Genomic DNA, 21,093 nt, shown 5'->3' with positions numbered 1-21,093 from the left:
ATAACTAGCCAATTGATTGGTACACGCAGAAGTTGTTTCTTCGACGCTCTATCACACCTACTGCTTGCTTGCTGTGATGCCGTTAAGTCACGCCACATCGGTATGCGGAAAAGTCGATTTTTCGCCAAACGAACGCCAATGCCGCACCCATGCCTCGGTATCGACCAACATCAGTAGCCGCGTGATCTCCGCAGCGCTCGTCGGATGCCCTGGGCGAAACACCGTTTCTAGTGCGGATCGTTCGACAATCCTCTCATTCGCGAGATAACCGTCAAGCAGCCTTTCCTTAATCTCGTTTCGATAGTGGTGAAATATCTGGAAGCTGAAGCCTTGTGGACCACCCTTCGTCGTGCGATCGACAACGACTTCGGGAAGCGCGTGGCGGAAAGCTTTCCGCGCAACGGACCTGTCAACGCCTTGGTAACACTGCTGCCAGGCGGGGATCTGTAAGCAGAACTCCAGTAGGGGTTGGGACGCCAGCGGATGGAGAACCGATATGCCGCCCCGTTCGCGATAGGCGTCGAGGGAGTGGTGCATACGAATGAGCATCGCGACGTGCGCAGCCTTTGCCGGCAGCCGGCAACCCCTTGGTTGCTCCAGCCAAGGATGATGAACTGGATGAGAAACAACATCGTCGATCACCGTGTCCGACAGAAATGCCGGGTCGGTTCTCCACACGTAGCCGTCAGACGAATTTCGCCACGCACGAACCGCTTGCAAGATCACTCGCGCCCCAGTTGCCCCAGTCAACCTCGAGATATCGCGAACGGTTGTCAGAAGAGCGGGGGAAAAGCCATTTGCTAGGAATTGGTCCGCCACCGGCCGGGCCGAGTGGCTCATATAAAATACGTTGTCACCGCCGTTACCTGTGAAAATTGCCTTGGCATCAATCTGCCTCGCGACGCGCACCACCGCTGCATCGTACGCTTGCGTATCCAAGCGACCGCATGGCTTCGGCAAGTGACAGACCGATGACTTGTCTAAGTCGACATCTTCCAGAGCATAGCTCTCCTCGAAAAGCTGCCGGCCCAGATGAGAAGCGAGGGCGCGAGCGTATGAGCGTTCATCTCCCAGAGGATCATCAGTTTTAAGAGTGACGCACGCAAAATCGTTCTCAGAGGAGTGGAGGCAAGCAGCCACGATCGAGGAGTCAAGTCCCCCGGAGACGCCCAAAAGAGAGCGCGCTCCAGCTTTCGCCGATCCGCTTACGCAGAGTTGTGTCACTCGACGAAGTCCTTCAGCGTGATCCTCGATGCTCCGGTCTGACTGTTCGCATGCAAATCTCCAAGGGTCCCAACATATCTTCGTCGAGACGTCGGCCCGCTGAACTTGTAAGCTCATGCCGGGTAGAATCTGGCGCACGTCCTCAAGTGCGGTGCGTTCTTCTGGAAATCCTCCAAGTGCGAGCGCCCTGGCCAATTGCGGACGATCTAGCTCCGGTACAAATCCAGTTGCCGTGGCGAGTGTCGAAGGGTCGGACGTCAGTACCAATTCATCTCGGGAAACCGTATAGTAGCAGGGCAAAGCACCAGATGGGTCTCGGAGTACGAGTAAGTGACCCGGCGTGCGAATGACAGCGACATAGCGCCCCCAGAAGCGGTCTATAATGTGTTGGCCTTGCGTCGCTTCGATTGCTTCGACGTCGTCGGCATCAAACCGATATACAGGTTCTGCGGAGCCGTGGCGACGGAACAGCGTGCCGATCAGAAAACCCGTAGTGCCTGGAAGTGTAATTAGCTCTTTGGGATTACTGACTGCCAACAAGGAATGAGCTGCGATAGGGTGCCATTGCAGATGCGGCGGGAGAGCCCCAACGATGTGCCGAACAGGTTGCGCCCTCCGGCCCAATATGGAGAAATAGCGTACTGTCATCGGAGCACCAAGATCGGCGCGTAGTTATTAATTTGATCTACAGAGTCATTCAGCACGATGTCGTCATGTTGCACCCATGCGTGGGCCGAAAATGGGTCTGATCGCACTCCTATAACTAGAGCCGCTGAAACACCGTGTCCGCGTAAGATGGAGAACATGGCCAGCGACCGAACAAGACATCGATCCGTCCGACCAAGAATGAGTGCGGTCTGGTCAAAGGCGGACACCCAGCGGGCTATTTGCACCTCGCCCATCTCCTCGCCGGAACCTTGAGCACCTCGCGATATGCCAATACGTTCGAGTATGGAGGATAAGGGAAACAACCTCAACTTCAGGGAGGTCAGCAGTTCCCAATACAACGCGACGAGAAACTCCCAGACCGCAAATTTCCTTTGATTGCTTTCTAGTATAGCATCGCTTGCAATTTCGATCGCCGGATTATTGAAGTTGCCGCCTGACACCGGATCTTCTATGAGATACCCGGCCTCAATAAGCGATGAAAGAGCCTCCTCAGCCCCAACGAATTTCTCGCCGTTTCGGGCTACGAGGTGTCTGAAGGCTTGCGTGGATGGCGCGGGCAGCGCGAAATATCGGTTTTTGGGCAGATCAAGGAAGATGACACTTTGTCCCGCGATGCAGTGGAAGAGGCCTTCCCTCAATTGATAGCGCATGTAAAACGCCCTTCCCGGAAGTATGGCGCGCGCCATTGACGGCGCGCGCCACCGCCTTCAGTCGTCCTCGAGCCCGATGCCGGTCTGCTGCTTCTGAAGGATGCTGTCGTCGCCGCTCATCGCGCCGCCCTTTGTCTCGGCGACCACCGAGCCGAGGTCGATCAGCTCGTCGACGTTAAGTTCGCCATTCCGTTCCATGACACTTCTCCTCTTCAACAACCGCGAGAACTCGCGGCAGTTGAAAGTAGCCGCGTTGCGCTTCATGATGGGGGAAATATATCGAGACAGGTTGGCGCGATATTCTGAGGAAGACGGCGGAGCCGCTGTCCGCGAAAGGCTGCCTCTGCGGTTCTCATATTAACTGATTGAGCTTATTGAGTTATCGCGACGCCTCTCCGGTCTGGACAATATGTCGTTGATGGCAAATTTTCCTCAAATGGTATGCTTCTATTCTCCTTCGCACAGCTCTTCGGAAATCGGCTACCCGAGGGCTGGTCAGAGCCGAAAGTTCCTTTTCGGCAATCTTGGGTTCAATGGCATCCGCAATTCTCGTGTAGTGGAGTCGTTCGTTCAAACGACGGACGTGGATTGATGCTTGGCTATTCCCACTTGCATCCGCCAACGATGTGAAGATCTCCATTGCCCGCAATGCCAAATCCACCGCGGAGGCATCCTGAGCCATATTCGAATATTGCTGAAGCGCGCGTCGGAGCGCAGGTTCTCTCAGGCCGGACATACACGCCATTATCAGCTGCATGTGCCACCCAAGAAGCTCTATGAGTTCAAGAGGCTCAGGGATCGGAACCAGGAATCCCCCATCTTCATGGTGCATGAAAAGTCCTTCACCGACGAAAATGAAAGCCGCCTCGCGAACAGGGGTCTTGCTTGAGTGATGCCGGTTGGCAAGGTCTTGGATGTCGATCCGTTTGCCCGGGACGAAATGGCCGGCCAAGTAGTCGGCTTTCAGGCCGTGATAGACGCGCTCCTGCAATGGACGGTCCATTGCCGACATCACAGCCCAGCTCCTGCCGGGACCAGGGGGGTCGTCCACGCGGGGGTAAGAGCCTGGGTCAGGTGATCCAGATTTCGCTGCGCAATCATCTCGATGCACAGGCGCTCGAGATCGCTGAGGTCGCCCATCGCGAGCTGCCGCGGAAAGCACATCTTCTGCCCCGCGAAGAGAAGCGGGATGAGGATATGGCCCGTCGACAGCTCTAGCCGATAGGCGCAAGCCAGATGGTCATCCAGCCGAGAGCGTGGGTTACCGGCTTCGATCTCGCGAAGCCAGCGCACACCCATGCCAAGCTCGCGCGCCAGATCGCGTTGCGTCAGGCGCCGTTTCTTCCGTGCCTCTTCTATTTGCCGCCCTGACAGTACCTTGACATACAGGATCGGACTTTCAGCAACGGAAGTCGCCAATTGATGCGACATATCCGTGTCTCCTTACGGGAGATACCGCCCGCCAAGGCAATTCCATTGGTTTTGAGGCTAAGGTGTACTTACCACCACTGTCAAACGGAACCTCGGCCAACTTGTCGGGATTTACCCAACAAGATCATTGGCATCGCGTGAGGCCGGTGTTCTTGCCCCCGATTGCAGTGCGCGATCAAAAGCTCGCAGCAATGCACGCTGGTCCGCTTTTGTGACCTGCAGGAGCGCCACGATGTAGATTGTGCCCAAAGTGGGTTGCCTCGCTTTAGGCGAGTCCTGCTGGATACGCTCGGTGATGCTGGTTGCGATGTCCCACAGCTGGCACGAGGCGCCGACGTGATGTTCCTCTCCTCCCCCGAGCCAACTCACCTCCTGCCCGCTCAGTTGATCGATGATCTCATCGGTGGGCATGCTGTTCAGATACTCGATCGCGACGTGGAGCGTGGTTCCCCAGGCGATAAGCGACCGCGTGACGCGAATCAGATGGCAATGGGAATCTATCAGAACGTCCAATCCGGCCGGTGAAAGCCGGAGCTTAAAGCTGCGTCGTGCTCGACCCATCGCTCTCTTCCCATGCCAAAACTAGCGCTCGAACACCCGTTCGCGTTCCCGAACAGGTGCATTTCCACGACGAAGCGAGGCACAAGCGGCATTATAATGCCGCTTGTGCCTAAAACTGTTCTTCGGCGCGCTTGTCATCTCCACTGACCGATTCTGCTCCTCTTATGCTTTGTTTCGCCGCTTCGGCACTTCAGTGCCCTGCCTATTGCGGCAGGCTTTCGTGATGGTCATTGCTTAGGACGTACCGGATCGACGGAGACCACGAGCCTAAGCTCCAGCTTCGCCGCCCGGACTAGCCAAACCCCAAACCCGAGCGCCTTGCGGCGCCACGAGGAGACGCGTGCCATGGACTTTCCATGCTCCCCGCCCATGCTTGCAGGAGCCCTTCTGCTGGTCATCGGCGCCAACCCCGCCAGCGCCCAAACCTATCGTCCCGACGCGGAAGGCTACCCTTGCGCCCGTACCGCTGGGCTCGCGATCGTCCAGAACGAGGCGGGCTTCTCGATCCGCGAGAAGACCAACTCTGTCCCGCCTCCGCCTGCAGCGGCACCGTTGCCCCTCTCGGCGGCGATCAAACTCGGAAACTCGCTCACTCTCGACTGGCGAATTTTCGCGCGCACCTCCCTCGTTCGTCCGGAGTCATCCGATGTCGCGCAGCGGTAAACTGATCCTGGCTGCGCTACTTTGCGCATCGGCCCCCGCCCATGCGCAAGAAACCAGCGCCGAGCCGCTCACGGCGGCGGCCGCGGAGGCTCAGCGTCAATTGCGCCAGACCTTCACCAATCTGACCTTCGAGGACTTCGGTCCGGCGCCCGTCAGCGGTCCAATATATCAGGCTATTGCGGGTGGACGAGTCATCTATTTCGCGCCGGAGAGCCAGCATCTCCTCTTCGCGGCGATCTACGACAAAAACGGTGTCAACCTGACGGCTCTGGCGCAGGATGCGGGCGCAAGGAAGCGACTGGGCGCGATCAATCCCGCAGAGGCCCTTGTGATAGGGCCTGCGGGCGCGCCCAAGGTCATCGAGTTCACCGATCCCGACTGTCCCTATTGCCAGGCGCTCGAACGCTTCTGGCTGACCAAGGAAGCCGAGGGGAGACCGGTCCAGCGTCTCGTCTACTTCGTGAGCGGTATTCACCCACAGGCGGCGGCAAAGGCCGAGCATATCCTCTGCTCCCCGGATCAGCAGGCGGCCTTCAAATCCGTCTACTCCGGTGCTCAGCCTGCCGCGCTGCACAAATGCCGTCCCGGCGCCGAGAAGGTCGCTCGCGACGCCGAGACCGTCCGCAAGATGGGCATCTCGGGCACGCCGACGCTCTTCGTCGACGGCAAACTCGTTTCGGGCTTCCAGCAAGCCGAACTCGAAGCGTTTCTCGAGACCGAAAGCCGGAAACCCAAGCCCAGCCCCTGAAGGGTCGGCCCCTACGACTTTGGCGGATCTCGCACGAGCGCGGCGGTCGCCGTGCCGGCGAGGACCGGGATGCCGGCGGCAGCGCGCCTCCAGGGGCCGTCCAGCGAAGCCGCCGGCCGGACACGACCACCAATCGGTACCGGCAAGCATGATCTGGACGGCTCTGGTGACCATAAGGAGACTGAATATGTTCACTTTGCTTCGGGGAAGGACGTTCCGCACGATCGACGCGGCCGTCCTTTTCCTTCTGGCCGCGATCGCTGGCACGAGCGTCGCCTACGCCTTCCAGGCGCCGGCTGCTGGCGACCTTGGTTACGACATCTACGACATCGTCGTGAACCAGGGCGTGAAAGGACCGCTCGGCTTCGTGGGCGGCGTCGCCGCCTTCCTGTTCGGCGTCTCGCGGCTCTTCTCGAACATCATGATCGGCATCCCGACGATCGTGGCGGCGGTCTGCCTCATCAAGGCGGATTCGATCCTCCAGACCTTCGGCATGCTGATCTGAAGACAGGACGGGTGGCCGGTCCGCCGGCGCCCGTCCGCCGGAACGGAAGGTGATGGTCGCCTTCCGATGACCACGCTCAGCAGCGTGGTGAAGCAAGGGAGAAGGGCGTGGACGAACGACTTCCGCAGTTCCTGCACCGGCCGGTCCAGATCCTCTGGTTCGACAGTCAGGAGTTCATCGTCGTGATGAGCGTGATCTTCGTCGCGGTCATCGTCGGCGGGATCATCGGCTGGTCGCTCCTCGGCGCTCTTCTCCTCTTCATTCCCTGGAAGCGGACCAAGCCGCGCGGGTTCATCCCGCACCTGGCCTGGCGCTGGGGCCTTGCCCGCTTCCGCAACTATCCGGGTCCCACCCAGACCCGCTTCTTCGAGTAGGCGAGATGGCACATCCGTTCCGACGCAAGGCAGCGGCCGACATGATCGGCGACACTCGCCCGAGCTGGCACCTGCATCGCTATTTGCAGGGATCGGCCAACCTGTTCGAAGAGAATCGGCTGCTCAAGGTGGCGATCGCCGGCTTGTTCGGTATCACTGCGGTGCTCGGCACTCTCATCTATACCTCGAACCAGAACACGCGCACCGTGGTCGTGCCCTTCGGCGCGGACGGCGACCTCTATGTGACGGGGAACAAGCCGTCGGAGAGTTATCTCCGCTCGATTACCTTCAACATCGTCGGTCTCGCCGGCACCTATTCCGCTTATTCGGCGGACCGGCAGTTCCAGGAGCTGCTGCGGATCGCGCATCCCAGCGCGTACAACGGCCTGCGCGACAGCCTGAACCGACTGCTCGACGAGCTCGGCAACAATCCGACGCTCTCGATCGCGACCTATATCCGCGGCGACCAGCCCGTCACCTGGACGGGCAGCGAAATCCTCGTCCCTGTCGAAAAGGTCCGCGTGATCGGCGGCGTGATCCGCAAATTCCGCGGAAATCTGCGCATTCGCTACGCGCTCGAGAACGGCCGCTTCTGGCTGACCGCCCTCCAGGAGGAGAACTTCAGTGCCGATGTCCGGTAACCGCTTGAGGCTCGCTTGCCTCGCGGGGGCGTTCGTCGCGTCCCTGCCCGCTTCCGTCCCCGCCTTCGCCCAGTCGATCGCGGCGCTTCCCGACCAGACGAGCCGCGTCCGGCTCTCCAATCGCGACGTCAATCATGTCGTGTGCGTCGGCGGCGATATCGACGACGTCAAATTCTCGGCCGAGAAGGGCCTCGCGGTAGAGCGCGGTGGATCGGACGCCTGGATCAAGTTCCTCGTCCTCGAAACCGAAGATCCGAGTGCGGCGCCAGGTAGCACGAAGACGCGTACCTATGTGACGACTCCGTCCGAATTCTTCGTCTCGTGTAACGGCGCTATCTATCCGCTCTACGCCGAGCCCGCCGACATTCCGGCCCAGACCGTGACACTGGTCCCAGGCGGCGCGCAGCGTGCGCGTGCCAATGAGGCGCTTCTGGGACCGCTGGTGGAGGAAGAGCGGGCAGTCGGGATTGCGCTTGCGATCCTGCAGGACCGGGTGCCCGCGTCATTTTCCGAGGTCGCGCCTTCGCGCGACAGGCTCGCCCTTGTCGACCTTCCCACAGCGTCGCTGAGCGAGCGGCGGCGTCTCGAGGTCGAGGGCGCGGGGCTTTCGGTCAGTGAATATCTGGTCCGTTCGAGCGTCGCGATCACGCTCGATGAACGCGATTTCCTCGATACGGCGCTTGGGGACGACATCTTTGCCATCACGATCGACCGGCTGACGCTGGGTCCCAACGAGACCGCCAGGCTGATCGTCGTCCGCCGGAGTGTCCAGCCATGACCGCGCCGGAAGAGAACCCTCAGGGAGAGGCAGGACCGTCGGCCCGACAGGGTGGCGACGTCAACGAGACGACGAATACTCAGCGTCCGGCCCTGCTCGATCTGCCGGCGCAGTGGTCGAAGCTAAGTTCCGACCAGAAGTTGCGCGCCAAGCAGCTGGGTGTCGTATCGACGATCGCACTGCTTGGCCTCGGTCTCTATACGGCGAGCACCAGCGGCCAGAAGGAGGCGCCCAAGGCGCCCCAGGCTTCCAATCTCGACATGGGCGCGGGCCTACGCGGCGATAGCCTCGAGGTGAAGCTGCGCGGTGATCTCCAGAAGATCCTCGACGGACAGACCCTGCTGGGAGATCGGGTGACCGCGATCGAGGAAGGCAAGGTGGTCCCGGGTGCCGCCGGCACGGGCCACGCCCAAAGCGCGGGCGGCGACGGCGACCTTCCGCCTGCCCTTCCCGGCGAAGCCCCCGCCTACCCGCCGGCTCCTCCCGAGGCCAGGGGTGCGGCCGACGAAATCCCGGCGCCGCCTAGTGCTCCGGCTGCCCCAGCGGCCCCGCCTGCGCCGCCCACGGAACGGCAGGTCGGCGCGATCGGCGCGGCGACCGCAACGCAAACGGCGGAGGGAGGCGCGGGCGGCGGGGCCGCGTCAAAAAAAGGGAAGCGGACGATTTATTTGCCACCTGGTTTCATGAAGGCGCGGCTGCTGACCGGTATCGACGCGCTGGCAAGCCGGGACGCGACCAGTAATCCCGAGCCGATCATCGCCCGGGTCCAGGCGCCCGCTGTGCTCCCCAACGAAGTGAAGGCCAATCTCGCCGGCTGCTTCGTGATCGGTAACGCGACCGGAAGCCTCGCCAAGGAGCGGGTCGAGATCCAGCTCGTCTCGATCTCGTGCGTCGATTTCGAGAGTCACGCGGTGGTCGACCAAGCGATCAAGGGCTTCTTCGTCGACGCCGATGGAAAGAAGGGCCTCTCCGGGAAGGTGGTGACGCGCGCCGGTGCGACGCTCGCGCGTTCGTTCATCGCGGGCACGATCGCCGGCATTTCGCAGTCGGTCGAGGGCACGTTCGGTAGCCTCTCTACCTCGGCGCTTGGCAGCGTGCGCAGTCTCGACGCGGGCGACGCCGTCAAGTCGGGAGTTGCCGGCGGGCTCTCCAAGTCGTCGGACAAGCTCACCGATTTCTATCTCGATCTCGCCCGCCAAGCCGGCCCGGTGGTCGAAGTGGGCGCGGCCAAGGATGTCGTGGTCGTCATTCAGGAAGGCCTCGCCCTCGAGATCAAGCCGTCTGTCGGAGGCAAATTCTGATGCGACGCGCCCGCCATCTTACAGGAGGTTCCGCCATGCCCGCGCTGGCACACCAGTCTCTGCTTCGGTCTCTGCTCTCGCTCGGCCTGCTCGTGGGTTTGGGTGGATGCGCGACCGTCGGTTCGATGATGTCGCCCTATTCGGAGAAGTTCGACTGCAAGAATAGCGACCACGGCCAATGCATCCATCCCGATCGGGCGTATGAAGACGCAGTCGCCGGGGTCGTCTCGAAGTCTGACCCCAAGGTCACCAATGACCGCGCCATGCTGCGCCGGCAGGACGCCGACCGAGTTGGTTCCCGATCGCGGGGCGGAAGCGCGGGCAACGCCTATGGCAGCTATCGCGACAGCGTCTATCGCGAGTTGAAAGGTCTGATCGAAGCTCCGGTCACGCCGATGCTCAAGCCCGCGCAGACCGTCCGCACGCTGATCCTGCCTTATGCCGATCGGCAGCGCCCGGACCGGCTCTACATGCCACGCTACGTCTATTCGGTGGTCGACAAGCCCGTTTGGGTCGTGGGCGGCGCACTTGTCGCCGCGCCCGATCGCGCGTCTCAGGCCCCAATCCTCGGGCAGGTTCGCGATGCCGCTGCGCCCGATGCTGAGCCCGCGCCGGCTTCCTCGCCTGCACCAGCCATCGTGCCGCCGGTGCCGGAGCATCAGCCATGAGCGGCCTCAGCTATGCGCGTCTTCGCAACGCCGTGCGGCGCGACAGCTTTTCGGACTATCTTCCGCTCGTTGCGTGGGAGGAGGAGACCGAGGCGTTCCTCTGCATCGACGACACCTGGGGCCATGCCTGGGAGCTCGTGCCCACCGCCTATATGTTCGCCCATGTGCAGGGCGCTTTGCAGGGGCTGCTCAATATCCACTTCCCCGACGGGACGGTCCTGCAGCTCCACACCTTCGCGGACCCGCTGATCGACGACGCGCTCGACGCTTTTCTCGATTTGAAGACCCGCGACGATCCGCTCATTCAGGCCTCCGCACGTCACACCCACGCTTATCTCAGCGAAGGGCGGCATGGGCTCAAGGCCTTGCACGGTATCCCGGTTCGCAATTTCCGCACGCTGCTTTCAATCAAGACGCGCCGACCGCTGGGCGAGGATCTGCGCCGCCAGGTCGAGGAGCAATTGTCGAAGCTCGGCATCCGCCGGTTACCGCCCGAGGAGATGGTCGCCTTCTACCGGCGCGTCTTCAACGGCGTCGCCGATCCGGCACCGGGCGTCTTTGCAGACGGCACGACCACAGGCGCGCCGCCGATCGCCAAGCAGATCATCGATGCGGGTCCGGATCTCGTGTTCGAAGGCGCGGAGGTGTTCCTGGGCAACCAGGTCGCTCGTTGTCTGACGCCCAAGGCACCGGCCCGGCGCATCACAGCCGAGCGCGCCAACCGCCTCATGGGCGGCATGCGTGGCGCCTCGGAAGACAGCGACCAGATCGGCGGCCCTTTCCTCTACACGCTCAACATCTTGTTCGATCATTCGCAGTTCGAGATCCACAAGCGCGCGCAGATACTCTCGGCGCAGAAGGCCGCGGGCTCGTTCGCCGTCGAGGTCGGCAAGCAGATCGAGGAGATCGGCTGGATCCTGGACGAGGCGGGCAATAGCAAGTTCGTCCGCGTGATCCCGACGATCTGGGTGTTCGGCCGCGACCGCGCGCATGCCCGCGACCTTGCAGCACGCGCCAAGCGCCTTTGGGAGGGCGAACCCCTGCCCTTCTCGATGCAGGAGGAGAGCTATCTCAACCCGACGCTGCTGGTGATGAGCCTGCCGTTCGGGCTCTACCCCGACCGAACGACGCTCCGCCTGCTCGAACGGGACTTCCGCATGCCGGTGAAGGCGGCAGTGTTGATGGCGCCGATCCAGACCGACTTCCGCGGCGGCGGGCGCCCGGCGCTTCTCTATACGGGCCGCAAGGGCCAGCTCGTTACGCTCGATCTCTTCGACCCCAGGATCAACAACTACAACTTCGTCGTTTCGGCCGAGAGTGGTGCTGGCAAGAGCTTCCTGCTCAACAATCTCTGCCAGCAATATTACGCCAATGGTGCGCTGATCCGGATCATCGATATCGGCGGGAGCTACCGGAAACTCTGCACGCTCTGCTCGGGCCGCTATATCGACATCGGCGAAGAGCATCTGGTTCTAAATCCCTTCGATATGGGGCTCGCGCTCGACGGCGATGACAAGCAGTCGGCGATCACCATGGCGGTCGCGATCGTCGCCGAGATGGCGAACGCTTCGACCCGCAAGGGCGTGACCACATCGGAATGGAACCTCCTCAAGTCCGCCGTCCAATGGACGATCGATACGGGGAGGGCCGATCATGGCATCGACGCCGTGCGCGAATGGCTCGGCACCTATCCCTCGCTCGTCGAGACCGATCTCGACCGCGTTGAACACCTAGTGCCGACCTCACGGGAGCTCGCTTTCAATCTGCGGGATTTCGGCTCGGGCGGCGCTTACGGGCATTATTTCAACGGGCCGTCCACCCTCGACATCCGCAACGACGAATTCGTTGTGCTCGAACTCGAGCGCCTCAAGGCGATGCCGGACCTCTTCAACGTCATCGTCATGGTGGTGGTGAACGCGGTCACGCAGGAACTCTATCTCTCCGCGCGCGACCGTCCCCGCTTTGTGCTCTGCGACGAAGCCGCGCAGTTCATGACCCGGACAGATGGGCAGGACCTGTCGCGCCTCGCCGAGGCCTTCGGGCAGGGCTACCGACGCGCGCGCAAGTATCGCGGTTCGTTCGGCATCGTGCTGCAGTCGATGAACGACCTCACGCTGTTCGGTGGCACTGGCCAGGTGATCCTTGAAAACGCCGCGACGCGGTTCCTGCTGCAGGGCTCCACCTATGACCGCGCGGTCGACAACAAGATCCTCGACTATTCGGGCTTCGTCCTCGATCTCCTGAAGTCGGTCCGCAACTCGAAGCCCAATTATAGCGAGGTGTTCATCGACTCGCCGCTGGGCCTCGGCATCGCGCGGCTCGTGGTCGATCCTTTCTCCTACTGGATCAACACGTCCGCGCCAGACGAGGTGGCCGCTTTCGAGGCACTGTTACGCCAGGGGCTTTCGCCGCTCGAAGCGATCTGCCGCCTCGCCGGCGTCGAGCCCTCGCAGATCCTGGGCGCGCCCGCCGCGTCCGGCCTCGTGGGAGCGTGACCGCCATGACACGCTATCGGCCGCACCCCGATCAGCTTCCGCTCAACTGGTCCGACAACGAGGCCATCGAAATCATTGTAGAGCAACGACTTGCGGAGCGGTTCGAAGCGGAGTCGTTCCAGTGGCGCTTCCGGCTCGTGATGATCGAGACGGCAATGATGGGACTGCTGGTGCTCGTCGCCGGGTTGTTCCTCAAGCAGCCGACCATGATGGTACTGCGCGCTTCGCTCATCGTCGCCGCATCCTGCCTCGCGACCGGCCTTCTGCTGCTGAGCCTCTCAGCGGGCACCGCGAAGCTGATGAGCCGTCTGCACCGGTGGAGACGGCGATGAACGGCCTTATCTCTTCCACGCCCTCGCAATCGGCAATCCGGCTCACCGTCAGCGGCTTCCTGCTCATGCTGGTCCAGAGCGCGCTCTTGCTGATGACGCCGTCGCTTACCGGCGATGCCGGCACGCTGATCTGGCTGCTGACCCCACTCGCGCTTTGCGCATTCGTCGCCGCTCTCATCGGCGTTCCCGAGCCTCCCGAAGAGCATTGGAGGCAACGCCATGGCCGCTGATCTGTTGCGACGGGTCCGTCGCGGGCCGATCCCCCTTGTGCTGCTGACGGGCAATGCGCTGGCCGTCGCTGCGGCATTCGCCGCGACCGCCCCGTTGGGCGGCGCCCAATCGCGCAGCACGATTGGACGGACCTGGCCGATCGCGGAGCCCGATGCCCTTGCCGAGATCGAGGCCAAGGTCGCGACTCTGCCCAGCGACATGAGCAAGGCGTTCGGCCCGCGCGACAAATGGAGCGCGCTCAAGGCGGCCCCGCTCGGTGTCGCCGGCGCCGATCGTGTGCGCAGCGTCGTCCCGTTCTACACGCTCGACTTCGGCATCACGCTCCCGGGCGGCAAGACGCTCTACCCGAAGGGCTTCACCTTCAATCCGCTGACCTATGTGAAGCTGCCCCAACGCCTTGTCGTCGTGCATCCGCGCGACCTTGGCTGGGCGCTCCGCAATGCCCGCCCGAGCGACTTCATCCTGCTCTCCGCGCTTGGACAGCAGAACGGCGACGCGATCGATCTGAGCGAAAAGACCGGCCGGGCGATCTACATCCTGGAGGAGCGGGTCAAGCAGCGTCTGGGGCTCACCGTGGCTCCGGTCGTCGTCGAGCAGTCAGGCACGCGTCTCGTCCTCACCGAATATGGACCGAAGAGCCGGACTGTCGCGACTGCCGCGAACGGGGCGACGCGATGATCGGGCGTCTTCCCTTCTTCGCCACCGGACTCGTCATCGGCCTGCTGATGACGCTCGTCTGGCCGAGTCAGGCCCATGCCTCCAAATGCGAGGCGGGCACCGTCTTCAACCCGATCACCAAGGTGCGCTGGACGTGCATCTTTCCGATCACGGTCGGCGGCATCCGGGTGGGAAGTTTCGACAAGCTCGACAAGGCGCTCGACGCACAATCCTCGTCCAAGCCTCTGTGCGCCTGCCGCAAGGGTCTCCAGTTCTGGTTCGGGGTCAAGGTCTCCTACTGGTCGCCGAACCGGATGGTCGATGTCGTGACCGAACCCGGCTGCATGATGGCGCTCGGCGCCGACCTGCTACCGACCGGCGGCAAGCTGCAAGGGAGCCAGTCATCCATTTCGGACGGCACCAACACCCGCAAGATGTTCGCGCAGATGCACTATTACATCTCGCCGGTCTGGGCGATGCTCGACATGTTTACCGACCTGCCGTGCCTCGAGAATGACGGCTTCGACGTCGCCATGATCACCGAGGTGCTGCCGACCTGGCAGTCGGGGACGCTCGGCGCGATCATCCAGCCCGAAGGCATTCTTTTCGGGAATCCCGCCGCCGGTCTCGCCTGCATGGGCGATAGCGCCGCGGCAGCTGCGGGGAAGGTCGTCGACCCTCTGTTCTGGTGCATGGGTTCGTGGGGTGCGACCTATCCGATCGCCGGCGACATCCATTTCGACGACAGCGTCGAGGCCTGGGCGGGGCTCGCGGCACGCGGTGTCTTCATGATGGGACGCCTCGGCGCGCTCACGATCAGCTCTGAGGACGGCTGCTCTTTCGTGCCGCAGCCCGTCTGGACCAAGTCCCGCTACAAGCTCCAGATCATGGAGCCGGTGAAGGGCGGCAAGTGCGTCAACATCGGCCGCCCGGGCGCGCTGTGGTCCTCGGCCAAGCATGCGCCGGGCAAGGACAACGCCCAGTTCATGCTCTTCGAAAAGGTGATCTGCTGCGCCGGGATACCGGTGCCATGAGCGGGTCGCTTTCCCCCTGTTCCGCGCGAGACAGCCGTCCATTCCGGAGGTCTGTTCGCCAAGGCCCCTACGGCCGATGGCTTCCGCGCGGGACCGGAGCGGCGCCGCTATGCCCCCCTGGCGGCGTCGCTCCACCCCCGGCCAGCGCGGCCGCAACGCTCCCCCGACGGGATCGGCGCTTCCTCTTCGCCTGTTCCGTCATGGCGACCGCGCTGGCCATCTCGCACACGTCGCCCGCCGGGGCGCAGACGATGGAAGATCGCGCCCGCGCGGCCGCCGAAGCATCGCGCGCAAAGACCAGCGATAGCGACGCGCTTCAGCAGAACTATGTGACGCCGGGACTGGCCGGTCAGCAGATTTCGACCGTCGACAACAGTCGCACGTTCGCACCGAACATCGCGTGCCAGAAAACCGCGACGATGCTGGAGGTGCTGGTGCAGCCGGCGTCGAGCGGCGATCTCGGCAAGGTCACCATCGCGCGCGACACAGATCTCGACGGGACTGTCGACAGCACGGCGAACCTTCCCGTGCCGGTATCAGGGATCTGCGCGAATGGCGTCGTCTCCTGCGAGCCAGGCACCTGGAACAATTGCAGCTTCTTCCGCTGGGATGTCGACGCTGCAACGGCGCTCAAGCTGACCTCTGTCGACATGCCCAGGCTCGCGGGCTGCTACTGCCTAAACAACAGCTGCGGCACCAACCTCGCATGGGGCAACATGGCGTCGGTGCTGCGCGATCTTGGGGGAGGGATGATCGGTGCGCTTACGACGGCCGACCCGCGCTATGGTGTCGCCGAAGCCGTGATCGACGGTCCGTCGATCCGCTATGTCGGAGCGCAATCCACCGCCTGCTCCACGAATCCCGACCTTCCCCAGACCGCCTATCGCGCCAATCCCGCAACGATCGCGTCGGATGCCTATGCCGCGTCCACAGGCAATTCCGTGTTCCAGGCGCTCAAGGGGTCGGCGACCGGTACGGGCACCGCGCTCCAATATCGCCATTGCTCGATCGAGCGGCGGGTGACCGTGTTGAAGCCCGGCGCGCAGGATATCATCAGCCGAACCTCGGGCGGCTATTCCACGATACAGAACGGCTCGTCCTTCGATTTCCTGATGGGCTCACCGGCGGATAACAGCCTCTCCGGCGGAAGCTGCACGCTCATCGACTTCCGCATGACGTTGCATGTGAGCGACCCCGACCGCATCGTCGACGCACGGCTTGCCGAGTTCTTTGCCGACGATTGGGCGCAGGTGCGGATCGATGGGCAGCTGATCGGCTCGGGTCCGTCCGCCTGGACCACGCTCGGACTTCCGCCGAGCAAATGCGAGCTCAAGAAAACCTTCTATTCCTACCCGAACCTCGATCTACGGCCCTATCTGACCGCCGGTGATCATGAGATCTGGCTGCGCGTCGCAGTCGCATCGGGTGGCGAAGGCTTCGCGCAAGTCCATGTCGACGTCGACAATAGCTGCAAGACGCTGGAGCAGGTCGTCGACGGTTGCGGAGCGATCGCCTCCGATCCGCAATGCAAGCTCGACAGCGAGCTGATCGATGGTGTGCAGACCTGGATCAACGGCGTCGCGACCGGGCTGCGCCCCCTCCCCCAGACTCGCATTTTGGGCGGGCCGAGCTGCCCGACACAACTCACGCGCGATTTCTTCCTGAAGGACCGCACCTACCGGTGCGCGGTCGATGACATCTCGCAGCCCGACATGAGCCGCGGCGCCTATATCATCGACCATTCGACCGAGACGATGCTGGCCGACCGGACGCTCCAGAGCGACGGAAGCTACGCGACATCGACGCGGGCCTTCACCCTTCCCGATCGCGGCTCGGTGCCGGCCTGCGAGCCCGTGTGCAAGACCCGCGCACCCAAGGCCAACAGCGAGGCAGCGCCCGATGGCGTCGTGGGCGCGAAACAGAATGTGCCGACCGGCTACGACACCTTCTTTCACGCCTGCACTGCTGACAATCAATGCCCGGCAGGTCCTGGCGAAGAGGTTGTCTCCGCCTGCGGATGCCTCGACGATTTTCCCGAAGCGGTGGTGATGATGCAGACGGTGCGTCTCGCCGGCGCCGACATGGTCTGCACGGGGAGCGTGCAATGATGGGCCTCCCGACAACGAGATACTGGTATCTGGACCCGCGCGGTGCGGCCCTCGCGCTGATGGTCGGGGCGGGTGTCGCTCTCGCCTGCCCGAGTGCCGCCCGGGCGCAACAGATCTGTGCGGCCGATCTTAACAACAACGGCGATGCGGCCGATGAAGGCGAACAGGCGAGCTGCCGTTCCACCACCAGCGGCGCGTGGCTCTGCCCGATCCAGGAGGTCGACTGCGTCGCTGACGCCATGGGCCAGTATAGCTGTCCGGTCGGACCGCAATATGCGTGCCTTGTGAAAGCTGCTGGCGGCCCCCCGGCGTGCTCGCCCAATCAATGCGCGGATCTCGCGACCAACCCCATCGTGGAAGAGCCGCCGATGGACGATCCAGGCACCGAGCCGGATGGCGGCATCGATGGCGACGGCAATTGCCTGGGAAAGATCGAGATATTCTCGGGGCGTGGGGTCCGGTGCCGGCCCGCCGGGCTTTCGACCACCTTCGCGAACTGCTGCAAGGACAAGGGAAAGATCGTCAAGGACGGGATGGGTTCGTCCATCTCGTCGATTGGCACCAAGATCGCGGTGGCCAAGGGCGTGTTCACCGGAATGAAGGCCGCCTACACGGCGTTCAAGGCGGGCGCGACCGCGAGCCAGGCGGCAAGTTCGGGGGCCAATGCGCTGATTGTCGGCCTCGACCCGACCTCGCTCGCCGTCAGTCTCGCGATCAACTTCATGATCGATTTCCTGTTCTCCGGCTGCGACCAGCAGGACATGGAGACGGCGATGCTGCGCTCGTCGGGCATGTGCCACGAGATCGGCAGCTACTGCACTTCGAGCTTCCTTGGGGTGTGCCTGCAGAAGGCCCGCGGCCATTGCTGCTTCAACACCAAGCTCGGCCGCATCATCCAGGAGCAGGGCCGCCCCCAGCTGAAAGCCTTCAACGGCAATCTGTGGGGCACGGCCAAGAAGCCGATGTGCCGAGGGTTCACGCCCGAAGAGTTTCAGGCGCTCGATTTCAGCAAGATGGATCTCTCCGAATATTATGCGGACATCGAAGCCCGCGCCCAATCCGACATTCAAATCGACATGGGGGAGCGCATTGATGCGTATCTCAAAGCGGTCAATCCATAGCGCCGCCCTTCTTGTGCTGCTGGGCGCGGCCACCGCCGCGCTCGCGCAGGACAGCGCGCGGCAATCTGCCACCGATCAGGGGCAGGCCAGCATGGACCGGCTCGAAGGCGCGATCGCGCGCGGCAAGGACGATGCGGCACATCTGCCCGATCCCAGGCTTCCACGCACGGACAACCCCACCGACCAGAGGCGCGCGTTCGACGGTCTGCACAAGAGACTCCCGGCGCCCGACATGGAAGCACGCGCTCGCGCCGCGCAGGCCCGCGGCGAGACAAGCCTCGCGGCCGAACGCGAGCGACAGGCCAAAGCGCTCCGCCAGGCGCTGGGCCTTGAGCCTGCCGAAGAGCAGGCGCTCGCCAAGGCGAACCCGGCAGCCGCTGCCAAGGGCTGGGTCCCGGTCCTGTTCGTGTCCTCATCGATGCCGATCTCGACGCTACGCAATTACGCAGTCCAGCTCGAGAAGGTCCGCGGTGTGATGGCATTCCGCGGCGTGCCGGGCGGTCTCAGGAAAATGGGTCCGATGGCGAAGCTGACCGCTCAGATCCTGCGATTCAATCCCGGCTGCGAGGGGCCGAACTGCGTAATGCGCGACGTCCAGCTCATCATCGACCCGATCGTCTTTCGCCAGCATGGGATCGCCCAGGTCCCGGCGCTCGCCATGATCCCCGGCGATCCGACCCAGGCCTATTGCGAGCGCGACGATGAAAGCCCGCGCGCGACCCATGTCGTCTTCGGCGACAGCGCGCTTTCCGGAATGTTCGAAGAATATGCCCGCCTCGGCGGGAAGGAGGAGGTAAGCCATGCTCAGGCTCTTCTGGGCGCTCGCTAGGGCGATCGCCGGCTTGTGGCCGCGTCTGCGCCGATTGCCTCGCAAGGCGGCGATTGCGCTTGGGGCGCCGGGGCCTGAGCAGCCGGCACGGCCCGAGCGGCTCTTGCGCGCCATGATCGTCGTCCTGCCGGTTGCTCTGATCGCGGCGCTCGTCGTGCCGCAGGTCAATCTGGTCATGACGCCGTCGATCGAGGCCCTCGCGGTGCGCAAGAGCCCGGGGCCGATTGCCCGCGGCGACTATGTCATGTTCACGCTTCATCATCCGATCGCCGGGCCGAACCCGGTGTCCGTCACCAAGCACGCGCTCTGCATGGCGGGCGACCGCCTGACGATGTTCGAGACGCCGTCACCTCTGGTCCCGCATAGCAGGGACGGTCACTATTTTTGCAACGGGGAGCTGCTGGGCGTCAGCCTTCCGCAAGCCCATAATGGGATGAAGCTCGACCATATGAGGTGGAGCGGGATCATTCCCGCCGGGATGGTCTATGTCGGCTCGACGCATCCCCGCGGCTTCGACAGTCGCTATTTCGGACTCCTGCCGATCGCGCGACTGACCCGGATGGAGCGCATCCTGTGAGCGGGGGGAGACTCGCCGCGGCCGGCGTCGCCTGCGCGCTTCTGCTCCCGGCGATGGCAGGCGCGCAGACGGCCGGCCAAACGTCGGGGCCGCACCAAGGCTATTGGTGGTACGAGGCCCCTAAGCCCAAGGCTGATGAGAGGCAGGAGCCGGAGGCGCTCGCGAAGCCGGTCATCCCGCCCATGGCTGAGCTTGCGACCTGGACGCCGCCAAAGATCCGCAAGCTCATCGAGGAGCAGCGTGACTATGCAGCGACCGTGCTGACGGTCGATGCCGTCGCGGATTTCTGGCGGCTCCAGGATTTCGCGCGGCGAAAGGCCCGAGCGTTCGCGGGCGTCACCCAGATCGCAATGCTGCGATATCCCGAACTCAACTCGAAGTCCGCGAACCCGATGGTCGGTGACGCCCGTTCCGAGCTGACCGCCGAGAAGGATGCCATTCGTCGGTCCTATCTGCGCGCCCATGCCGGCGAGTTCGCGCTCGTCATGTTCTCGCGTTCGACCTGCGGCTATTGCCGTGTCCAGTGGCCGATCATCCAGCGTTTTCAGGAAGAGGTGGGCTGGCAGGTCACGCTCATGGATATCGACAAGCGGCCCGATCTCAGGGAGCGGTTTGGAGTAGAAATCACACCGACGACGATGGTCATCCGGCGAGGTAGCCAGCAGCGCATGATCATTGCCTCGGGCGTCGAGGCTTATCCCAACCTCGCGCAGATGGCCTATCAGGCGGTGCGTCTCCTGCGCGGCGAAATCCGCCCGGAGCAGTTCATGACCGGCCCGGGCGAGGACGCGGGTTTCTTCGACGCGCTGGGCAACGGCCCTGTCTCGGCGAGCGACCCGAGGGCTCTGGGCGGCGATCTCGTGGAAGCCTCCAGCGAGCCGAGGCGATGATGCGCGGTCTCATTCTCCTCGGAATCCCCGGCCTCGTGATCGGCATGGGCCCTGCGGCGGCGCAGATCGTGACGCGCGACGACGCCATGCGGGCCGCGATCCACCCGGTTGGCGACGCGAAGACCTTGCAGGCGTGGCTCTCGCGGGTTCCGATAACGCGGGACTTTCCCGATGACTTCAATGCGACTCTGCGCGGACACGGCGCCGCGTTCATGATCGAGATGACGACAACCCCCGGCTGCGTGCCCTGTGGCGACCTCTGGACCAAGCTGACGGCTCTGGGAACGCGCTATGGCTGGCGGGTACACACGATCAGCGGCCAGGAAGCAATGATCCGATCGGGACGTCTCGGACTGCCCTGGGTCGGACATCCGGTCGCCTGGGTGAGGCCGGTCGGCGACGACACGCGCGTTGTGCCGGTGGCGATCGGCACCGACCATTCGGCCAATCTGGCCCGCAATCTCTATCTGGCCTCGAAGATGCTGACGGGGGTGAGGCCCGACGTCGGCGTCCGGGCCATGTCCAAGTTCACCGGCATCGTGGGGCTGCCGGCGACCCGTTCAGGAAGGCGCTGAGCAATGGCGGACTCGGTCCTTTTCTTTGTCA

The 21,093-nt window shown here is 63.3% G+C and carries 25 protein-coding genes; 19 read left to right on the top strand and 6 right to left on the bottom strand.

Features of this window, described 5'->3' with window-relative positions; genetic code table 11:
* Positions 1–87: 87 nt before the first annotated feature.
* The 6 genes from B2V90_RS17410 to B2V90_RS17385 form a co-directional block, all read right to left on the bottom strand.
* Positions 88–1,872: an asparagine synthetase B family protein gene (locus B2V90_RS17410; protein WP_293922504.1), complete on the bottom strand. Its 1,785-nt coding sequence runs from the start codon at positions 1,870–1,872 to the stop codon at positions 88–90.
* On the bottom strand, positions 1,869–2,543 hold the full coding sequence (locus B2V90_RS17405) for a lasso peptide biosynthesis B2 protein (RefSeq protein ID WP_286867888.1): 675 nt from the start codon (positions 2,541–2,543) through the stop codon (positions 1,869–1,871). The genes B2V90_RS17410 and B2V90_RS17405 overlap by 4 nt, the downstream gene beginning before the upstream one ends.
* A gap of 57 nt (positions 2,544–2,600) precedes the next feature.
* The gene (locus tag B2V90_RS17400; RefSeq protein ID WP_293922499.1) at positions 2,601–2,741 is read right to left on the bottom strand and encodes a benenodin family lasso peptide; all 141 of its coding nucleotides are present in this window, start codon (positions 2,739–2,741) and stop codon (positions 2,601–2,603) included.
* A gap of 181 nt (positions 2,742–2,922) precedes the next feature.
* A complete protein-coding gene (locus B2V90_RS17395) occupies positions 2,923–3,555 on the bottom strand; it encodes a GntR family transcriptional regulator (protein ID WP_286867890.1) in 633 nt (210 codons plus the stop codon).
* Positions 3,555–3,974, bottom strand: coding sequence for a helix-turn-helix domain-containing protein (locus B2V90_RS17390; protein ID WP_286867892.1), 420 nt, complete (start codon positions 3,972–3,974; stop codon positions 3,555–3,557). The genes B2V90_RS17395 and B2V90_RS17390 overlap by 1 nt, the downstream gene beginning before the upstream one ends.
* Before the next feature lie 111 nt (positions 3,975–4,085).
* Positions 4,086–4,535, bottom strand: coding sequence for a hypothetical protein (locus tag B2V90_RS17385; protein WP_293922495.1), 450 nt, complete (start codon positions 4,533–4,535; stop codon positions 4,086–4,088).
* Positions 4,536–4,880: 345 nt separating this feature from the next.
* On the opposite strand from B2V90_RS17385, the gene B2V90_RS17380 reads away from it, so the two are divergent.
* From B2V90_RS17380 to B2V90_RS17290, 19 genes are all read left to right on the top strand, one after another.
* Entirely contained in the window at positions 4,881–5,198 is a 318-nt protein-coding gene (locus B2V90_RS17380) for a hypothetical protein (protein ID WP_286867896.1), read from the top strand.
* The gene (locus tag B2V90_RS17375; protein ID WP_286867898.1) at positions 5,182–5,946 is read left to right on the top strand and encodes a DsbC family protein; all 765 of its coding nucleotides are present in this window, start codon (positions 5,182–5,184) and stop codon (positions 5,944–5,946) included. The genes B2V90_RS17380 and B2V90_RS17375 overlap by 17 nt, the downstream gene beginning before the upstream one ends.
* A 187-nt stretch (positions 5,947–6,133) precedes the next feature.
* Entirely contained in the window at positions 6,134–6,451 is a 318-nt protein-coding gene (locus B2V90_RS17370) for a hypothetical protein (RefSeq protein WP_286867900.1), read from the top strand.
* A gap of 107 nt (positions 6,452–6,558) precedes the next feature.
* Complete coding sequence (locus tag B2V90_RS17365) at positions 6,559–6,825, top strand: type IV conjugative transfer system protein TraL (RefSeq protein ID WP_066862426.1); 267 nt, start codon at positions 6,559–6,561, stop codon at positions 6,823–6,825.
* 41 nt (positions 6,826–6,866) lie between these two features.
* Complete coding sequence (locus tag B2V90_RS17360; RefSeq protein WP_198162974.1) at positions 6,867–7,466, top strand: TraE/TraK family type IV conjugative transfer system protein; 600 nt, start codon at positions 6,867–6,869, stop codon at positions 7,464–7,466.
* The gene (locus tag B2V90_RS17355) at positions 7,456–8,244 is read left to right on the top strand and encodes a type-F conjugative transfer system secretin TraK (RefSeq protein WP_286867905.1); all 789 of its coding nucleotides are present in this window, start codon (positions 7,456–7,458) and stop codon (positions 8,242–8,244) included. Before B2V90_RS17360 ends, B2V90_RS17355 begins: the two co-directional genes overlap by 11 nt.
* A complete protein-coding gene (locus B2V90_RS17350) occupies positions 8,241–9,545 on the top strand; it encodes a TraB/VirB10 family protein (RefSeq protein ID WP_286867906.1) in 1,305 nt (434 codons plus the stop codon). Before B2V90_RS17355 ends, B2V90_RS17350 begins: the two co-directional genes overlap by 4 nt.
* Before the next feature lie 35 nt (positions 9,546–9,580).
* Entirely contained in the window at positions 9,581–10,213 is a 633-nt protein-coding gene (locus tag B2V90_RS17345) for a TraV family lipoprotein (protein WP_286867907.1), read from the top strand.
* A complete protein-coding gene (locus tag B2V90_RS17340; RefSeq protein WP_286867909.1) occupies positions 10,210–12,708 on the top strand; it encodes a TraC family protein in 2,499 nt (832 codons plus the stop codon). The genes B2V90_RS17345 and B2V90_RS17340 overlap by 4 nt, the downstream gene beginning before the upstream one ends.
* A gap of 5 nt (positions 12,709–12,713) precedes the next feature.
* Positions 12,714–13,040: a hypothetical protein gene (locus B2V90_RS17335; protein WP_286867911.1), complete on the top strand. Its 327-nt coding sequence runs from the start codon at positions 12,714–12,716 to the stop codon at positions 13,038–13,040.
* The gene (locus B2V90_RS17330) at positions 13,037–13,270 is read left to right on the top strand and encodes a hypothetical protein (RefSeq protein ID WP_286867913.1); all 234 of its coding nucleotides are present in this window, start codon (positions 13,037–13,039) and stop codon (positions 13,268–13,270) included. The genes B2V90_RS17335 and B2V90_RS17330 overlap by 4 nt, the downstream gene beginning before the upstream one ends.
* Positions 13,260–13,949, top strand: coding sequence for a conjugal transfer protein TraW (locus B2V90_RS17325; RefSeq protein WP_286867915.1), 690 nt, complete (start codon positions 13,260–13,262; stop codon positions 13,947–13,949). The genes B2V90_RS17330 and B2V90_RS17325 overlap by 11 nt, the downstream gene beginning before the upstream one ends.
* A 47-nt stretch (positions 13,950–13,996) precedes the next feature.
* Complete coding sequence (locus B2V90_RS17320) at positions 13,997–14,962, top strand: TraU family protein (RefSeq protein WP_293922481.1); 966 nt, start codon at positions 13,997–13,999, stop codon at positions 14,960–14,962.
* A 251-nt stretch (positions 14,963–15,213) separates the two neighbouring features.
* Positions 15,214–17,070 (top strand): hypothetical protein, encoded by a 1,857-nt coding sequence (locus B2V90_RS17315; RefSeq protein WP_286867985.1) that lies wholly within the window; start codon positions 15,214–15,216, stop codon positions 17,068–17,070.
* Positions 17,067–18,191: a conjugal transfer protein TraN gene (gene traN / locus B2V90_RS17310; RefSeq protein WP_286867917.1), complete on the top strand. Its 1,125-nt coding sequence runs from the start codon at positions 17,067–17,069 to the stop codon at positions 18,189–18,191. Before B2V90_RS17315 ends, traN begins: the two co-directional genes overlap by 4 nt.
* Entirely contained in the window at positions 18,163–19,020 is an 858-nt protein-coding gene (locus tag B2V90_RS17305) for a type-F conjugative transfer system pilin assembly protein TrbC (protein WP_286867919.1), read from the top strand. The genes traN and B2V90_RS17305 overlap by 29 nt, the downstream gene beginning before the upstream one ends.
* The gene (locus B2V90_RS17300) at positions 18,992–19,597 is read left to right on the top strand and encodes a S26 family signal peptidase (protein WP_286867921.1); all 606 of its coding nucleotides are present in this window, start codon (positions 18,992–18,994) and stop codon (positions 19,595–19,597) included. Before B2V90_RS17305 ends, B2V90_RS17300 begins: the two co-directional genes overlap by 29 nt.
* A 53-nt stretch (positions 19,598–19,650) precedes the next feature.
* On the top strand, positions 19,651–20,487 hold the full coding sequence (locus B2V90_RS17295; protein WP_286867987.1) for a conjugal transfer protein TraF: 837 nt from the start codon (positions 19,651–19,653) through the stop codon (positions 20,485–20,487).
* Entirely contained in the window at positions 20,487–21,062 is a 576-nt protein-coding gene (locus B2V90_RS17290; protein WP_286867989.1) for a hypothetical protein, read from the top strand. The genes B2V90_RS17295 and B2V90_RS17290 overlap by 1 nt, the downstream gene beginning before the upstream one ends.
* Positions 21,063–21,093: the final 31 nt, after the last annotated feature.

Origin of the sequence: Sphingobium sp. UBA5915 (assembly GCF_002431195.1) — a bacterium.
Lineage (GTDB): Bacteria > Pseudomonadota > Alphaproteobacteria > Sphingomonadales > Sphingomonadaceae > Sphingobium > Sphingobium soli.
Note: the sequence above shows the minus strand (reverse complement) of the source record. Positions and strands in the feature narration are given on the sequence as shown.

Bases quoted from the DNA above. Each gene is read 5' to 3' on its own strand.
- B2V90_RS17410 (WP_293922504.1), bottom strand. From the start codon at position 1,872: ATGACAGTACGCTATTTCTCCATATTGGGCCGGAGGGCGCAACCTGTT.
- B2V90_RS17405 (WP_286867888.1), bottom strand. From the start codon at position 2,543: ATGCGCTATCAATTGAGGGAAGGCCTCTTCCACTGCATCGCGGGACAA.
- B2V90_RS17400 (WP_293922499.1), bottom strand. From the start codon at position 2,741: ATGGAACGGAATGGCGAACTTAACGTCGACGAGCTGATCGACCTCGGC.
- B2V90_RS17395 (WP_286867890.1), bottom strand. From the start codon at position 3,555: ATGTCGGCAATGGACCGTCCATTGCAGGAGCGCGTCTATCACGGCCTG.
- B2V90_RS17390 (WP_286867892.1), bottom strand. From the start codon at position 3,974: ATGTCGCATCAATTGGCGACTTCCGTTGCTGAAAGTCCGATCCTGTAT.
- B2V90_RS17385 (WP_293922495.1), bottom strand. From the start codon at position 4,535: ATGGGTCGAGCACGACGCAGCTTTAAGCTCCGGCTTTCACCGGCCGGA.
- B2V90_RS17380 (WP_286867896.1), top strand. From the start codon at position 4,881: ATGGACTTTCCATGCTCCCCGCCCATGCTTGCAGGAGCCCTTCTGCTG.
- B2V90_RS17375 (WP_286867898.1), top strand. From the start codon at position 5,182: ATGTCGCGCAGCGGTAAACTGATCCTGGCTGCGCTACTTTGCGCATCG.
- B2V90_RS17370 (WP_286867900.1), top strand. From the start codon at position 6,134: ATGTTCACTTTGCTTCGGGGAAGGACGTTCCGCACGATCGACGCGGCC.
- B2V90_RS17360 (WP_198162974.1), top strand. From the start codon at position 6,867: ATGATCGGCGACACTCGCCCGAGCTGGCACCTGCATCGCTATTTGCAG.
- B2V90_RS17355 (WP_286867905.1), top strand. From the start codon at position 7,456: ATGTCCGGTAACCGCTTGAGGCTCGCTTGCCTCGCGGGGGCGTTCGTC.
- B2V90_RS17350 (WP_286867906.1), top strand. From the start codon at position 8,241: ATGACCGCGCCGGAAGAGAACCCTCAGGGAGAGGCAGGACCGTCGGCC.
- B2V90_RS17345 (WP_286867907.1), top strand. From the start codon at position 9,581: ATGCCCGCGCTGGCACACCAGTCTCTGCTTCGGTCTCTGCTCTCGCTC.
- B2V90_RS17340 (WP_286867909.1), top strand. From the start codon at position 10,210: ATGAGCGGCCTCAGCTATGCGCGTCTTCGCAACGCCGTGCGGCGCGAC.
- B2V90_RS17335 (WP_286867911.1), top strand. From the start codon at position 12,714: ATGACACGCTATCGGCCGCACCCCGATCAGCTTCCGCTCAACTGGTCC.
- B2V90_RS17330 (WP_286867913.1), top strand. From the start codon at position 13,037: ATGAACGGCCTTATCTCTTCCACGCCCTCGCAATCGGCAATCCGGCTC.
- B2V90_RS17325 (WP_286867915.1), top strand. From the start codon at position 13,260: ATGGCCGCTGATCTGTTGCGACGGGTCCGTCGCGGGCCGATCCCCCTT.
- B2V90_RS17320 (WP_293922481.1), top strand. From the start codon at position 13,997: ATGACGCTCGTCTGGCCGAGTCAGGCCCATGCCTCCAAATGCGAGGCG.
- B2V90_RS17315 (WP_286867985.1), top strand. From the start codon at position 15,214: ATGGAAGATCGCGCCCGCGCGGCCGCCGAAGCATCGCGCGCAAAGACC.
- traN (WP_286867917.1), top strand. From the start codon at position 17,067: ATGATGGGCCTCCCGACAACGAGATACTGGTATCTGGACCCGCGCGGT.
- B2V90_RS17305 (WP_286867919.1), top strand. From the start codon at position 18,163: ATGCGTATCTCAAAGCGGTCAATCCATAGCGCCGCCCTTCTTGTGCTG.
- B2V90_RS17300 (WP_286867921.1), top strand. From the start codon at position 18,992: ATGCTCAGGCTCTTCTGGGCGCTCGCTAGGGCGATCGCCGGCTTGTGG.
- B2V90_RS17295 (WP_286867987.1), top strand. From the start codon at position 19,651: ATGGCAGGCGCGCAGACGGCCGGCCAAACGTCGGGGCCGCACCAAGGC.
- B2V90_RS17290 (WP_286867989.1), top strand. From the start codon at position 20,487: ATGCGCGGTCTCATTCTCCTCGGAATCCCCGGCCTCGTGATCGGCATG.